Source organism: Bifidobacterium sp. LCP19S3_E9, assembly GCF_052121135.1.
Lineage (GTDB): Bacteria > Actinomycetota > Actinomycetes > Actinomycetales > Bifidobacteriaceae > Bifidobacterium > Bifidobacterium thermacidophilum.
Map to the genome: position 1 here is coordinate 43,738 of NZ_JBQKEV010000007.1, position 14,725 is coordinate 58,462.

Sequence of the window (14,725 nt, forward strand, 5' to 3'; positions counted from 1 at the left end):
TGCCGTCCCGTGACATTCCGGGCGAATTACCGGCAGCGACGGCGCAAAAGGCAAAAGGAGGCAGTTTCGTGAGCGACGTAAGGGCGCAACTGGAACGGCTGCGGCCAGTCTATGAAACGGGCGTGCTTCGACTGCTGTTGCGCAACCATGCGATGAAGTATGTCGCTCTGCTGCGCACCTGTTTCAAACCGTTGACCGCCGAACTGCCCAAAGAGACGCTTGAGGTGCGGCTCGCCGGCGCGCTCGAGGAGCTTGCGCACGACGGCGAATGGCAGTTCAAAGACGGCGAAACCGCGCAGGACAGCGCCCATCAGACACTTGTCGAACTCACTCGAGAAGGCGAAGGCGATTACGCGTGGCTCGCGAACTCGTATGACCCCGCTTCTCACCATTATCTGTACCGTTTGACAGCCCGCGCCCACCGCGCGATCGACGCGCTGTCCCAGCTTGAGGACACGACCCGCGCACTGTCCGGCGCCCAAGCGAATTCCATCATTATGGAGGTCGAGAACGCCCGCAAACGTCTGACCGTCGATCCAAGCGAGCGCATCGCTCTGCTTGAGTCCGAAGTCAAGGAACGCGAGCAGGAAATCAGCCGGCTCCGCAACGGTGAATCCGTGGAGTCTCTGAGCGACAAGGATGTCGAGGATATCATCGCCGTGGTGCACAACACCTTGCGCGGCGTACCGGTCGACCTGCATGAGCTCGCGCTTGAGGAACGCGACAACGGCGACGCGCTGCGCCGACGTATGCAGGAGAACTCAATGAGCGTTGACGAGATTCTTACTGCATACCATGAGCGCTACCGCCGCTCGATGCGCGAGTCGGACAGCGGGCGGCGTTTCGAGGACGCGTTCCAGGTGATTGTGACCGACGAGGGCCGGCGGCAAATCGATGATGCGGTGCAGGATATCGCAAAAAGCCCGTACCTGCACGGTGAGCCGAATCAGCTGCTCAATCAGGTGCGGGCGGAATTGAAGCGGATTTACGAAGGCATCGAGGACGTCCGCCATCAGGTGCGCGTCTCGGACGAAGCGGTGAGCCGTCTGGTCCGGCAGCGCAGCGACACCCGGTATCGCACGGCGTTGGACACGTTCAACCGGCTGTTCGCAACAATCAGCCAAGAGATCAAGGCCGGCACGTCTTCTCCCAGCCCGTATTCGTTTGATGTGGGCGACGCCACGCTGCTTGCGCTGCCTACACGGCCGGCACGCCCGATGGCTTTCGCAGCGCCGCCGAGTCTGGATGCCGTGTCGTCGGTTCAGGATGATGACAATCCCGGCTTCGCCGATGTGGATTTGCGCGCGATGGTCGAGGCGGGCGGACCGCGGTTGCGGCATATGCTGTCGCTGATTGTGCAAGACCCGATCATGCGCGACGGGCGGGTTGACGTCGCGGCGAGTTTCAACCAGTTGAGCGATTCGGAACGCCGCGAAAGCGAACTGGTCGGTTTCCTGGGGGCCTTGCGCGTGGACGATGACGGGCAGTTCTCGACATGGCGATGCGTGTCCGCGGACGGTACGACACGCGCATGGCGTACACGGCCGGTACTTGCAGACGTTGGCGTGTTGCATGAGATTATCGAAGAGGACGCATGACGGATGCCGGCCGGTGACGGGCGGTGGACGCGAGACGGGCGAGGGCATAGGCCGGATCAGCGCGAACGGCATGTACGCGAATCCGGCGACACGGAACTTGTGGAAAGGGCGGGACGATGACCGACGAACTTGATGACATGATGGCCGCCATGGGCACTGCTCGCATGGACGGCGACGCCGATGCCATGGTGGATGCCCATGAAGACGGCTCCGGCGAGACCAGCGGTGTGTCGAATGCCGGCGGGGACACTGACACCATAGGGGATATCGACCCTGCGGACAATCCACATGCGCTGTTCCCCGGGGACACAAGCACGATGGATGCCGAAGCACGCGCGGTCGCCATCGCGCTGAAACGTGACCGGTTCATCACCGGTGACGCGTATGAGACGGCATTGGACCATGTGGACGAGGTACGCCGCTCACTCAACGACGACCTGCTTGAACTGGTTGATGTTCCGCGGTACCAAGTGATGTACGCCAGACCGGTCACAGCGGACGGATTGGGACAGCGATCCTTGAAAACCCGGGCGTCGCTGACGCGCGAGGAGGCGGCGATGCTGGCTCTGCTGCGCATTCGCGTGCTCGGCTATGAGAGCTCGCGCGAATCGTCCAAAGACTGGATCATCAGCACGGACGACATCCGCGCCGCGCTGACCACAGGCGCCGGCTGGCTTGCCGCACGCAATGACGAAGAAGGCGTGATGAAACGCATCGGCATCGCGATTTCACGGTGCGTGACCTACGGATATCTCGCCCCCGTTGAAGACACCGATGACATGTACCGCATCACGCCGCTGGTCCCTGCCGTGCTCACCACCGAGCTTGCCGAACAGTGGCTGGGCGAAAGCGAGAACAGCACCGCTGGCAGTGCGGACGACCCCGAAGAAGACGTCCAGATAACCGTGAATACCGATACGTCTGATATTGCCGACGCGACATACACGAATACCGCTGACGGTTTGAATGCCGGCGCTACTGCCGCCCAAACCGGCGAAGAAACGAGGTTGTGATGACCGACGAAGCGCTGATGGCCGATCACTGGATGCTTGCCAGCCGCCAACTAGTCAATTGGGGGTCCTACGAGGGCTACCACGTGTTCCGCCCGTCCATGGACCCGGACATGCCGATCACCTTGCTCGCGGGTGCCAGCGAATCCGGCAAATCCACGCTGGTGGACGCGCAGAATTCCCTGCTCTACCCTGCTGGCACGGCGTTCAACAAGGCCTCGAATTCCGGGCGTTCCGAACGCAGCGACTACACGTATCTGCGTGGCATGACCGCCGTGGCGGATGACGCGGAGGGCGGCACGGCCGTCTATCTGCGCGGTTCGGCCGAGGACGGCACGCCGAGTGCGGTGTGGGGCGCGATTGTGGACACCTATGTCAACCGTATGGGCGGCGAGATGCTCTCATGCGCGAAGTTCCTGTACCTGTCCCCCGGCGACGAGCGCGGCAGCGTACGGCGCCAATACGTGTCCTGGAACCATGAAATCGACCCGCGAAAGATGGACGGCTACCGGTCCTCACCATTCACCGCCGACCAATTGCGCAAGGTGTATCCGGGGTGCGCGGTGTATTCGAACGCGGAAAACTTCCATGAATCCGTGTGGACACGCATGGGATTGAAAGCCACCGCATGCCGGTTGCTGTACAAAATCCAGTCGGCGGATGCGCCTTCGCGGCTTGACGATATTTTCAAGCAGGGTGTGCTCGATGTCCCGAACGCCCTGACCAAGGCGCGCGAGGCGGTTGAGGATTACGACCGGTATGCCGAGAACTTCCGCAGTATGGAAGAAAACACCCGACAGATGGACGCCTTGCGTGAAATCCGCGACGAACACGCCGAATACGATAAAGCGGCCAGGCAGGCGCGCGATCTGCAGGTCACCGATCCGCAAGATGACGCCGGATTGACCACCTTGCGCTCGTGGGTGTTCTCCCGGTTGGCGTCCGCGGTACGCGACCAGCTGCCGCAAGATCGCCGCGAGCTGGAGAGGCAGCAGGAGCAATGTCGCAAAGCCGATACGACAGTCGAAAACGTGCAGCGCGAACTCGGCGAAGTCACCGAGATGATGCACGGCGCCGGCGGCGACACCCTGACCCATCTGGAAAACGAGCATGAGCAGGCGTTGCAGGAGCTGGAACGGATGCGTCATACCGTCGGGCGCATCCGACAGGCGTTCGCTCGGGCGGACGAGCCGATGCCCCGATCCGAGGCATCGTGGGAACAGCGCCGGCAGGAAGCCCAGGATTTCATTGAGGACGCGAACGTGCAACGTGATGAGCTCCAGCGACAGCGGGACGCTTGCGTGGTCCGCCGCAAAGGCATCACCGACCGTCTTGACCCGATTAAGCGCGATTTCGAACGGCAAAGCCGCAAGCGCACCCGTATCACGCAAGACATGGAAGACGACCGCGCGGCGATCGCGCAGGCGACCGGGCTGAGCGAGCGCGATCTTCCCTATGTCGCCGAGCTGATGGACGTGCGCAAAGACGAAGAGCGGTGGCGTACCGCGATGAATGTGGCTTATGGTCCTATTGCGCAGATCATTTTGGTCGACCGCCGTTACGAGCGGGGATTCGCCCGAAAAGTCAGCACCATCGACCCGTCAACCATGTTCCGCCGCACTTGGCAGTTCATTGATATCGACGATATCGACTATGAAAGCGGCGCCCAGGAACACGGGGAGGACGGCGAGCGCGACGACCGACTGTCCGGAAAACTGCGGTTCCGCGAGGATTCTCCATTCTTGGGATGGCTGCGCGAGCAAACCACATCCCGGCGGCTTGACGCGCTGTGCGTCGAACATATCGACGACGCCGACGCCGCCCGGCAAATCCAACCGGATGGGCAGATCAAAGCCGGTCAGCGTGGTTCGTATGGCACCAAAGGCATCAACCAGGTCATCGGTTTCGCCGACGAAGCGTACCTGCGCGGGCTCAAACAGCAAATCGACCGCCTGTCCGAACAGCTCAGGCAGTGCGAGTTGGATGGGGAGGACATCAAGCGCCAGCAAAGCCATCTGGACGAACTGCGTACCTTGTCATCGCAAATCGCCGATCTTTCTTGGACAGAAGTCGACGAAGCCGGCACCGAAGCGAATGTGGAACGCCTTGAGCGCGACATCGACACGCTACGCAACGACCCGAAACTCGCCCAGCTCGCCGAGCGACGCGACCAACTCCAGCACGCGCTGCGGGACGCGTTGGGCTCGCAGGCGAACGCCCGGTTCGCCGCCGCCAACACGCAGCAGGCCGTCGGCGCCGCCGAAGCGTGGCTGACTGAACGCGCGGGGCAAATCGCCGACACCGCGGAACAGCCGACGCTACCGGATACCGTCACCGAACTGCTGTCCACCGCGTACAGCGCGGCGACCGGTTCTGTGGCCGGCGAACTGGCCCATATGACTGTTCTGCCAGGGCAACCCGGAATCCGCCGATTCGACGAGCGGGTGCTCGGCATGGTAGGCAATGCGATCACCAAGCGCATCAGCGAGGCGGCCACTCAAGTCAACAAGGCGCGGGCATCCGTCGAACGGCGCATGTCCGACTATCTTGCCCGCTGGGCCGCCGATGACACGACCGTCACCCCCACGGTGGACGACTACCGGTATTACGAGGACGAGTTGGGAGACCTGTCCAAAATCGTGGCGAAGGCGGCTACCCCTGAGGAAATCGCCAACAGCGTGGACAAGATGCAACGCGACTTCAATGAGCTGAGTATGAGCCTCGAGAATGACCAGCGCGAAGTGCGTGAACAGCTCGACCGTATCAACTCCATGCTGCGCGACCAACAGTTCGGGCCACGCCATGGCAGTCTCACCCTCGACGTCGCTATCAGGCAACGCAGCACGGCCTTCAACGGCACGTTACGCCGGACCATCGAGCGGCTCAACAGCTGGCAGGCAGAGCAGCCATCCGGCAGCGCTTCCAACAGCCGCACCGCGAAACGGGCGTTCGACAGCTGCAAACCGATGGTCGAGCTGCTGCGTAGCGAGCTGGGCAAAGTGCGTGATACCGCGGGAATTCGCCAGTATGGCGCCCGCGATCTCGATTCTCGCGCCCGCAGCTCCTTCTACGCGGTCGTCCACCACGATGACGGCCCCGACGAACGCATTTCCTCGACCGGCGGCAAATCCGGTGGGGCGTTGCAGGAGCTCACGTCCTTCGTGTACGGGGCTGCGCTCATCTACCTGTTGGGCGGCGATATCAGCGGGCACCCCACCTACACCACGCTGTTCCTTGACGAAGCGCTCATCAAGGCGGACGGCCGGTACACGCAGCGCGCACTTGCGGTGCTGCCACGGCTGGGATTCCAAGTCATCGTATCCGCGCCGGAAAGCAAAACCGGCGAAATCCTTGAGATGGCGACGCGCGGCTATGTGGTGTTGAAAGACGAACGGCTTCATTCGCATCTGCAGGAACTCGATCTGGTCGGCGCACACGCGGACGGCGGACCATTCGAGCAGCGCAATCCGTCAGCTGGCAAATCGTCGACAGGCACGGCGGCTTCCAGCATTCCGGCTGATGCAGGGAACGCCAACGATATCGCGGAAGCCAGCGATGTCACAAACAGCGGCGATTTCACAGCCTCAAGCAGCGGAAAGCCACAGTCATGACCGGCATACGCACACGCGGCGTGAACGCCCGAACAGCGCCCATGGAAATCCGCGATGCCGTCACGAGATATCTACAGCGGCGTCGATATGATGTCGAACCGCGATGGCCGTTGGTTTTCTCTGTGAGGTGGCCGGACCAGCGCACGCTGACCGCTCAAGCGCCCGACTGGCATAGGGCCAACAATGCGTTGCGCGAATGGGCGCAATGTCAAGGTTGCCCGGTTACGAACAAGCACCGGCTGATGGTCACGCCGGTGGAGTTGATCGACACGGTTACGGTTGTGGATGAGCAGACCGCGTTGCGTATCGCGGACCGGGCGAGCGCCCGGCACTACCGCAAGGCGCGCCAGCGCATCGACCTGTTGGTCGACGAGTGCTCGATTCCTCGCGACACCGCGGCATCCGTGGCGAAAATGCTGGACGACGAATCGGATGTGGATGTCACACTGGTGATTCGCGCCGCGCAGTTCTTCGGTACGCACGATGCGACCGGGTTGACTCCACGGCAAGTCCCGCTCGCCGGGTTCAGCGCGAAATGGCTTGATCAGACGCATCGCCGCAACGTCATCTGCACTTTGTGCGGCAAGGATTCGCTGGGATTGTCTGACCGCCCGCCGGAGTTGCGTATGCGCTGGCTTGACCCGGCCTACTCGAACGAACCGGAAATGATGATCACCAGGCCGTGGCGGCCCGGTGGCGATCGCGATATCTGCTATGTCATCATCGTGGAGAATAAGGATACCTACCAATCCATGCCCGACATCGCGCACGGATTGTGCGTTTGGGGAGCCGGTAAGGCGATTTTGGTATCAATCGCGCTGCTACTGCCGTGGCTTACCACCGCAAGACCGGACGACGGGGATGATTCCAGTCCGCAGGTCGTCTATTGGGGCGATATGGACGCCGACGGCTTGGAAATCCTCGACGCCGTACGGCACACCGGGGTACGTTGCAAATCGCTGTTCATGGATTTAGAAGCCTACCAGAGCTACTCATGGTTCGGTACCAATCTCACCTCAACCAGCACACCGCTCACTTCGCGCGAGCCCAAGGCGACGCCCACACTTGACTTTGGCGAGCGTGAGCTCTATCTGCTCACATGTGGCGAGGCCGTCGGGCAATCCGGCGAATCCGGTTTGTCCGACGGCCCAACCCATCTGCGCGTCGAGCAGGAGCGAATCCCGCTCATTGACGCGGCCGATGCGCTCCGCTCGCTTGGATGGCCGATCACCGCCAATAATGACAAGGAGACACAATGACAGACAACGCACACCCGACACCAGTACGGCTCGAAGCCGGGCAGACGGCCCCGGATTTCACGCTTCCCAGCGACACGGGCGATACCGTCACCCTGTCCGCACTGCGGGGCAAGAACATCGTCCTGTATTTCTACCCTGCGGCAATGACCCCAGGATGCACGACGGAAGCCTGCGATTTTCGCGACAATCTTGCGCGCCTGTCGGCACTCGGTTTTACCGTGCTCGGCGTGTCGAAGGATCCGCTCGACAAGCTTGCGCGATTCCGGGAGCGCGACCATCTGACGTTCCCGTTGCTGTCGGATCCCGATCTGACTGTGCATCGTCTCTACGGCGCATACGGCGAGAAGAATCTGTACGGCAAAGTGCGTCTGGGCGTAATCCGTTCGACCTTCGTGATTGACGGCGATGGCATCATCCGCGTTGCGAAATACAATGTGCGGGCGAAGGGACATGTCGATGCGTTGTTACGGACGCTCGACAAACTCGATGATCAGGAGTGGATGCGACAGTAGAGCGGGCTGGTCGCGAACCAGTCGCGGGCTGATTACGGGCGCGCAATGCCCGGTAATCACGTCCAATGACTACGCCCAGCAGCCGTGACTAGTGAGCACGCCCAATAATCACGCCCAGTGGAAGAGCGAAACCCCGCAGCGCGAACGGCAGTAGGCGTTTCCCAACCATGTGTGCCGCGAATTCGGCCACACGGCTCCCAGCCTTGGAGCATTCTGGCTCATCCAAATGCTGGGCGCGCGACCGTCGGCACTGCGCGAACCGAGCAGGTTGAACCCGTTTTTCTCCACCAGCCAGTCCGGATGCTGGGTGGCAATGGCGAGCCCCTCCTCAAGTGTGAGCGGCAGGCGCTCATCGGAGTCGATAAGTTTGCGCGCGACATCCGGTTCGCGGTTGATATACGCGGTGCCCGTGTGTGGGTCGATGACCAAGTAGAACGGGCCTTCCGGCGGCTCGAAACCGTCTTGCGGCAGGAAACTGGCGATATCGCGCGGCGGCATCGTTGTGAAACCGGCCATGCGGTTGATGCTGGTTCGTGCGATCAGGGATTCCGGCGACACCAACTCGCGCGTAGGCACGAGCAGGATATTCGCACCGAGATCGCTGTCTTCGAGCGCGCTGATGAGCGGGCGGGCAAGCGCGCGGAATGCCTCCGCGCTCATATCGGCCACATCAGGGTAGCCGAGCGCGACAATACGGTCGAGCTGCTTAAGTGCTTCCTGTGATGCGATGGACATACCTCCAAGTGTAGGACATCCACGTGAGGGGCGGCGCATCGTGCGCGACACACCCACGCGGGTTTGCATGTCCGATAGTTCGTGGTACTCTATTCGAGTTGCCCGGTTACGCGCGCAGGCGCGTTTCCACAAGCAATGGAGGATTCGCCTAGTGGTCTATGGCGCACGCTTGGAAAGCGTGTTGGTGTAACAGCCTCACGAGTTCGAATCTCGTATCCTCCGCACAGGTACCCCGGAAGCCAAGCATCGCAAGGCATCCGGGGTTTTGCATAACATGCGAAATGGGCGCTAGATATGGGGCTATCGGCCAATTCGTACACCCACGGCAAGTCTCTCGGCACGGGCATAATCCCAAACCTTCTGCCGCCACTGACAGGCACCTCAGCGTCGGCAGAGGCAGAAAACAGGCCATCTGCCGATGCCCACCACCAGCACACCATCGGTAGAAACAGAGAGCAGCCGCCCGTCACCGGCACCCGGCACGGGCACAATCCGCTCGCCCCGCAAACCCGGCGTTTCAGTCCGCGCGCCGCCGCTCCAAACCGCTACACTTGGCATACGACCTCACAGTACGGCCGGTAAACCCTTGCAATACCTCTTGCCCGGCCGTCGACGGAAAGGAACGACGATGTTCACTCTCTGGCTGCGCCGAGCCGCGGCGTATATCCTTCGCATCGTACTGCCGGCATCGTTGCTCTCGCAGCTCATCGGCACCCTGCTGTTCGGCAAATCCTCACCGGGCGGAGCCGCTGAAACCTGGATCGGCTGCGCCAGTCTGCTTGTCGCCGGCGTCATCTCCGCCTTATCCACACGCAACGGGCAATCATGGGCGCACCAGCTTCTGCGTCTGCAAGTACTCGACCAGGAATCCGGCACCCCGATATCAGCCCGGCGAATGGGATTGCGAGAACTGACGCATCTCGCTGATTTCGCGTCGTTGTGCATCGGCTTCCTTTGGCCGCTGTGGGATAGTCAACGGCAAACCTTCGCCGACAAAATCGTCAGCACCGTTGTCGTCAGCGTTGACAAGCCCGAATAGCTTGTAGCTCCACAAACTAGTTACGCAAAGCAAGCCGTCAGCGCAGCCAGTTTGTACTCGTCATGGGTGCTTGCCAACATCAACCGCTTGCGACGCCGCATCCGAAGCGGTAGAGCGCCCAGCCGTGCCCGTATTGGCCCAGATCACGCACTTTGACGAGCGTGCCGTGGCGCTCATATTGCGCAATCAGCCCTTCGTCGTGGAACGGGTCGAACTGCTGGCGGAACGTGAACATTTGCAAGCTCGGTGCCTGAGGGCCCATCGTCAGGAAATATGTGGGCGTGTCGCCGCCACCCAGCGGGCACACGGTATTGAGCAGCCGCGCGTCATCCCCCGAGGCGAAGGACAGCTCGGTCTGCTCGAAAATCGCGCCGTTTTTCTCTTTCATCGGATTGTAAATCGGGTACAGCATGTTGGCCCCGTACAGGCTTACCGCGTACATCGAGCCGTTCAGCGGATCAGATATAACGACCGCGCGCGTACCGGTCACCTTCACGACCTCGCCGAGCGCTCGATACTTGCTGGATGTCAACTGCTCGTCCGGCCGCTCATCGGTCAGTTGCACGTTGTGATACACCGATTGCGACAACGCCGCCCGTTCCGTATTGCCGAACTGGCAGGTGACGGCGAGCGCCGCCAGCACGACCACAACGATGCTCTGCCGGGCGGTACGCGTCAACCGGATGTCGCCGCACACACGGCCACCGCTACGCACACGGCCACCGCCCTTCCACGGCATCGGGACCGACACCGATCCGTCACCGCCCGCCACCGCACACGCGGCGAAGACCAGCAGCGGAATCACGCCGAACGGAATCATGCTCAGTGGCCGAGTCTCCGCCCGGTACCAGGCAGCGGCGACGATATTCGGGAACCACCCGGTCAGCGAGGTCGAGCAGACGAACAGCAACATGAGCAGCAGCCATGCGACGACCAGAGCAATCGCATCCCTACGGGTGTTGTGGTATCCGCTTTCACCGGGATGAGCAGCGTTGGAATCAGCACGCTTGAACACCTGCTGCGGCCGTGCGATCACGTAGCCGATGACGACCAGCGCAAGCACGGTCACGCCCGCCATCAACCACCCGCCCGGGCCGGAGATATTGTCCGTAATGAAGGTGCGCAACGCTTGAGGCACCGTGCGCGATGGCACGAAGGTGTGGAACCATGCCGCCGGATTGCCGTACCGGTTGGATTGATAGGAGCCGCGCATATATACGAGCAGCGCCGCAGCCCCGCATACAACCGCGCCGGCGAGCCCCGCGATGACTTTCCACGGCATGCGCAGCACGATGAACGGCGCCATGAGCAGCAGCCAGGAGAAGACGATGCGCGGATGGGCGAATATGCACAGCCCGCCGATGGCGATGAATCCGAGAATCCACGGCCATACGCGCGTCCGCGTCTGCGCCTGCTTCATCGCGGGAGCGATTTCGGACACGGTTTCGGGAGCGGTTTCGGGAGCGGCGGCCGGTGCGGCGGCCTGCACCCCCTGCCTAGTCTTGTCATCCGCCGCGGCTCCCGCCTTGTGCCGCCGCCAGCGGTCGGTCAGGGCGTCACACAAACGCAACGTGATATACAGCCAATACGGCAGAAGCGAGGTCGCCAGTCCGTAGGCATACAGCGGACCGCGGGCGAGCATCAGGAACGGGTGACTCGCCGAGGAGACGGATAGCACGGGCACGATAATCGCCATCGCGCAGGAGAACGGCCGCCAACCCTGTGGATCCACCAAACGTGTCCAGTATGTGGACAACAGCAGTACGCCGGCCGGCCACACGATGCCCGAAGTCACCAGCCATACAATGTTCACTGCCGTGTAAATCGGCATCTTCGCACTGAACACCGACGCCAGGTTCACCAACCCGGCTGCCAGCATGTGGAACAGCGGCGGATAATACGCGTCATTCGGCCACAAGTGCGTCGCCGAGCCGAGCCCCTCCCCCAGAATGCGGCGGACGAAATAATAATGCGCCGGAGCGTCAATCTGCTGCAACGGATACTGCCAAATCATCGACGTGTGCGGGAACCACCCCATCACCACGCCAAACGCAATACCCACCCCGATCACTGAGCACAAGGGCACCATCCAACGAGCACATCTCACCCGCCCATTCTATCCGAACTTACGTGTGGCACGAATTCACCGCTTATCAACGAGGCAGCCCCGAAATCAGCCAAAATCAGCCAAAATTCGCCACGTATGGGACACGTACAGGAATGAAAACGCTGCGCATTTACGATTTTCCCAGCATTTCGCAAGTACAATGCCAGTGTCGTGCAAGACTACACGAACGTAGACTAGCAATAGTGTTGGTATGGGATCATTGCCCCGCTGACCGGAGCGTCCCGGCCAACGCCACCATGTACGCACCCGGCGGTCAGCACCGCCAGAGACTGGAGAAGTACCGCATGTTCGTTCTCAAGAACGCATGGGCAGCGCTCACACGCCATAAGTGGCGTTCGTTGCTCACCATCATCACCGCCCTGATTGTCACTTTCGGAACGATGTTTTCCACTGCGGTCATCCAGGCAAGCGACACCGCGTACGGCTCCGGCTATGACGCTCAAAAGCCCACCTTCGATCTGAAGCTTAAGCAGTCCGTACAGTCCAAGTACAACGGCGCCGACTCCAGCTGGACCAAGAACTACCTGTCGTGGACGCAATATTCCACGTACGCCAGCGCCGCGCAAAGTGCCAGCATCAGCTTCACCTACACCTTCACCGAATCCGTGCCGGTCAGGCAGACGTCGAAGTTCAAGGCTGTTGCAGGCACCGCCGACCAGGATGCCAGCAAGACCGGCGGCGAGTTCACGTTGCGCACCTTCTACAGCAAGGAGGCCGCAGCCGCCAATGCACAGGGTGCCTTTACCATCGTCAAGGGCAAGAACCTGTCCTATTCCACATCCAGCACGGATTCGACGTCAGCGCTGATCTCCGAAACCGTCGCCAAGAAGAACAATCTCAAGGTCGGCGACACCTTCACCATCGCCAGCCCCACCGACGCGAAGACCACCGTCAAACTCAAGGTCGCCGGCATCTACCGGTACAAGGACGGACAGACAGCCGCCTCCACGAAACTGGCAAAAGACAACCGCGACAACGCGATTTTCGTCGGTTATTACGCGTTCGCCATCAACAACTTCGACACGACCACCGGCAAAGGATGGGCGGTTCCGGATCTCCAGGTCACCTTTACGCTTGACAGCATGAGCGCGTACAAGAAGTTCGTCGCGCTGGTCAAGAAGGCGAAGCTGCCGACCGGCTACGAAATCGTTTCCACTTCGCTTGAGGCCTACACCGAAAGCATCAAGCCGCTGGGCAAGTTGGCGGAACGCCTGCGTATCGCCCGGATTGTGCTGCTGATTGTCGGCGGGCTGCTGCTCATTGCGCTGGTTGTGCTCGGTCTGGTGCACCGCCGCGGCGAAATCGCGACCGCCATGCTGGTCGGCGTCACCAAGGCGCGCATTGCATGGCAGTTCATGCTCGAAGTCCTGTTCCCGACGGTATTTGGCTTCGCGATTGGCACGCTGGCCGGCGGATTCGGCACCAAGCCGCTCGCCCATCAGCTTGCCGGTGGCTATGACGTGACGATGTCCGCGAGCCTTGTGTGGCAGACCATTGGCTACGGCCTGCTCGCTTGCCTGGTGCTGTCGTTCATCGCCATGTTCCGGGTGGTCGCCGTGCGCAGGATTTCGCTGTTCGCACCGCGTGACAGCGGCGATTACGCCAACGTCAGCAATGCCGAAAGCGCCGGAGATGCAGGAGACACGGGAGACGTCGAAGACGCGCCGACGACGCAAGCCGAGCAGACCAAGGAGGAATCCAAGTGAGCGAAAACAACGAGCCGACCAAGGCCGACCAGATCGAACAGCTGGACGAATCCACGGAATCCGTGCAGTTCAGCGTCGTTATTGACGACACCGCGGATGACGCCGATCTCGATACCGTAGGTACCGACACAGCCGCCACGGCTGACGAAGCCGACGAGCAAGCTACGAATGCAGACACGAATGCGCAAGCCGAAAACGCAAACGCCGACACCGCCGAAAACGCCAGCAAGGCGACACCCGATGCAACCGCAGCCGCCCCGCACACCCGCAGCGCCCGGACGGTGGCGCACGCCGACACCGCGACCCGCGCATCATCCCACATCGACAGGGAACTGCGCCAACGCCGCCACATCACACTGAAGGCATACCCGTCGTTCGCATTCAACAACGTCATCCTGAGCAACCGCAAAACCGGCCGTGACGTGCTCGACAACATCAGCATGGACTGCTATATCGGCCGCACCTACGCGATCATGGTCGACCCCGATGACGCTGAGCAGCGCGCAGGATTCATGGCCGTCGCCTCAGGCATGGTGTTCCCGACCAGCGGCAGGGTCATGCTGAAAAGCAGCGATCTCGCCTCCTTCGACCCGGCTGAAGCGCGCGCACACCGTCTAGGCGTGGTGCCGCAACGCTATGCGATTCGCGACGATCTGGACGCCATCGCCAACCTCGTGTACACGATGGATGCATCCGGCCGTAACTTCCTGCAGCCCAAGCCCGATATTGCGCGTGATTTGCTGGACCAGACCGGTTTCGGCGATGGCAGCGACCTTGCCGTCGAGAACTATGAAGCGCTCGTACACACGCCTGCAGGCAAGCTTCGGGAGATTGACCGCAGGCGTCTGGCCATCGCGCGTGCCATCTGCTGCGAGGCAGAGGTCCTGCTGCTCGACGAGCCGACGGGCGGTCTCGACGAGGAAGACTCCGCGACCATCCTCGACCTGCTCAACAAGCTCGCCCACCCGAATCGGCGGACCGCAGATTCCGGACGTTGCGTCATCATCGTCACCGACAATGATGACGTGGCCGACGCCTGCGACGAGGCGTTCACACTGTACGACTGACGGAAATCGGCACAGCCGAACAAACGCTAGCGCCGATGAGCGATAGAACAATGGCCTGCA

General features: G+C 61.5%; 10 protein-coding genes and 1 tRNA gene. 9 read left to right on the forward strand and 2 right to left on the reverse strand.

Annotated features, from left to right (window positions below; genetic code table 11):
* The first annotated feature begins 68 nt into the window (after nucleotides 1-68).
* The 5 genes from ACTQYB_RS05125 to bcp all read left to right on the forward strand — a co-directional run bounded on the left by ACTQYB_RS05125 (nucleotide 69) and on the right by bcp (nucleotide 7,990).
* Nucleotides 69-1,598 carry a DUF3375 family protein gene (locus ACTQYB_RS05125; protein ID WP_033507169.1) on the forward strand — a complete coding sequence of 510 codons (1,530 nt, stop codon included), beginning with the start codon at nucleotides 69-71 and terminating at the stop codon, nucleotides 1,596-1,598.
* Between the two features lie 116 nt (nucleotides 1,599-1,714).
* The gene (locus ACTQYB_RS05130) at nucleotides 1,715-2,611 is read left to right on the forward strand and encodes a DUF4194 domain-containing protein (RefSeq protein ID WP_441482212.1); all 897 of its coding nucleotides are present in this window, start codon (nucleotides 1,715-1,717) and stop codon (nucleotides 2,609-2,611) included.
* A complete protein-coding gene (locus tag ACTQYB_RS05135; protein WP_441482211.1) occupies nucleotides 2,611-6,219 on the forward strand; it encodes an ATP-binding protein in 3,609 nt (1,202 codons plus the stop codon). Before ACTQYB_RS05130 ends, ACTQYB_RS05135 begins: the two co-directional genes overlap by 1 nt.
* Nucleotides 6,220-6,260: 41 nt before the next feature.
* Nucleotides 6,261-7,478 (forward strand): Wadjet anti-phage system protein JetD domain-containing protein, encoded by a 1,218-nt coding sequence (locus ACTQYB_RS05140; protein WP_441495911.1) that lies wholly within the window; start codon nucleotides 6,261-6,263, stop codon nucleotides 7,476-7,478.
* Entirely contained in the window at nucleotides 7,475-7,990 is a 516-nt protein-coding gene (gene bcp / locus ACTQYB_RS05145) for a thioredoxin-dependent thiol peroxidase (RefSeq protein WP_015451163.1), read from the forward strand. Before ACTQYB_RS05140 ends, bcp begins: the two co-directional genes overlap by 4 nt.
* Nucleotides 7,991-8,098: 108 nt before the next feature.
* On the opposite strand, the gene ACTQYB_RS05150 is transcribed toward bcp, so the two are convergent.
* Nucleotides 8,099-8,725, reverse strand: coding sequence for a DUF5701 family protein (locus ACTQYB_RS05150; protein WP_015451164.1), 627 nt, complete (start codon nucleotides 8,723-8,725; stop codon nucleotides 8,099-8,101).
* 137 nt (nucleotides 8,726-8,862) lie between these two features.
* Here ACTQYB_RS05150 and ACTQYB_RS05155 point away from each other — a divergent pair.
* Nucleotides 8,863-8,947: transfer RNA gene (locus ACTQYB_RS05155), tRNA-Ser, on the forward strand.
* Nucleotides 8,948-9,353: 406 nt separating this feature from the next.
* A complete protein-coding gene (locus ACTQYB_RS05160; RefSeq protein WP_441482209.1) occupies nucleotides 9,354-9,764 on the forward strand; it encodes an RDD family protein in 411 nt (136 codons plus the stop codon).
* A gap of 79 nt (nucleotides 9,765-9,843) precedes the next feature.
* Here ACTQYB_RS05160 and ACTQYB_RS05165 read toward each other — a convergent pair whose 3' ends face one another.
* Nucleotides 9,844-11,802 carry a DUF6541 family protein gene (locus ACTQYB_RS05165; RefSeq protein WP_441482208.1) on the reverse strand — a complete coding sequence of 653 codons (1,959 nt, stop codon included), beginning with the start codon at nucleotides 11,800-11,802 and terminating at the stop codon, nucleotides 9,844-9,846.
* A 374-nt stretch (nucleotides 11,803-12,176) separates the two neighbouring features.
* Between ACTQYB_RS05165 and ACTQYB_RS05170 the strand changes: the two genes are divergently transcribed.
* Together ACTQYB_RS05170 and ACTQYB_RS05175 are read left to right on the forward strand one after the other, a co-directional pair.
* Entirely contained in the window at nucleotides 12,177-13,598 is a 1,422-nt protein-coding gene (locus ACTQYB_RS05170) for an ABC transporter permease (RefSeq protein WP_441482207.1), read from the forward strand.
* Nucleotides 13,595-14,665: an ATP-binding cassette domain-containing protein gene (locus ACTQYB_RS05175; RefSeq protein WP_441482206.1), complete on the forward strand. Its 1,071-nt coding sequence runs from the start codon at nucleotides 13,595-13,597 to the stop codon at nucleotides 14,663-14,665. The genes ACTQYB_RS05170 and ACTQYB_RS05175 overlap by 4 nt, the downstream gene beginning before the upstream one ends.
* Nucleotides 14,666-14,725 lie beyond the last annotated feature (60 nt).

Excerpts from the sequence above, each read along its gene's own strand:
- ACTQYB_RS05130 (WP_441482212.1), top strand. The coding sequence starts at position 1,715 with ATGACCGACGAACTTGATGACATGATGGCCGCCATGGGCACTGCTCGC.
- ACTQYB_RS05135 (WP_441482211.1), top strand. The coding sequence starts at position 2,611 with ATGACCGACGAAGCGCTGATGGCCGATCACTGGATGCTTGCCAGCCGC.
- ACTQYB_RS05140 (WP_441495911.1), top strand. The coding sequence starts at position 6,261 with ATGGAAATCCGCGATGCCGTCACGAGATATCTACAGCGGCGTCGATAT.
- bcp (WP_015451163.1), top strand. The coding sequence starts at position 7,475 with ATGACAGACAACGCACACCCGACACCAGTACGGCTCGAAGCCGGGCAG.
- ACTQYB_RS05150 (WP_015451164.1), bottom strand. The coding sequence starts at position 8,725 with ATGTCCATCGCATCACAGGAAGCACTTAAGCAGCTCGACCGTATTGTC.
- ACTQYB_RS05160 (WP_441482209.1), top strand. The coding sequence starts at position 9,354 with ATGTTCACTCTCTGGCTGCGCCGAGCCGCGGCGTATATCCTTCGCATC.
- ACTQYB_RS05165 (WP_441482208.1), bottom strand. The coding sequence starts at position 11,802 with ATGGGGTGGTTCCCGCACACGTCGATGATTTGGCAGTATCCGTTGCAG.
- ACTQYB_RS05170 (WP_441482207.1), top strand. The coding sequence starts at position 12,177 with ATGTTCGTTCTCAAGAACGCATGGGCAGCGCTCACACGCCATAAGTGG.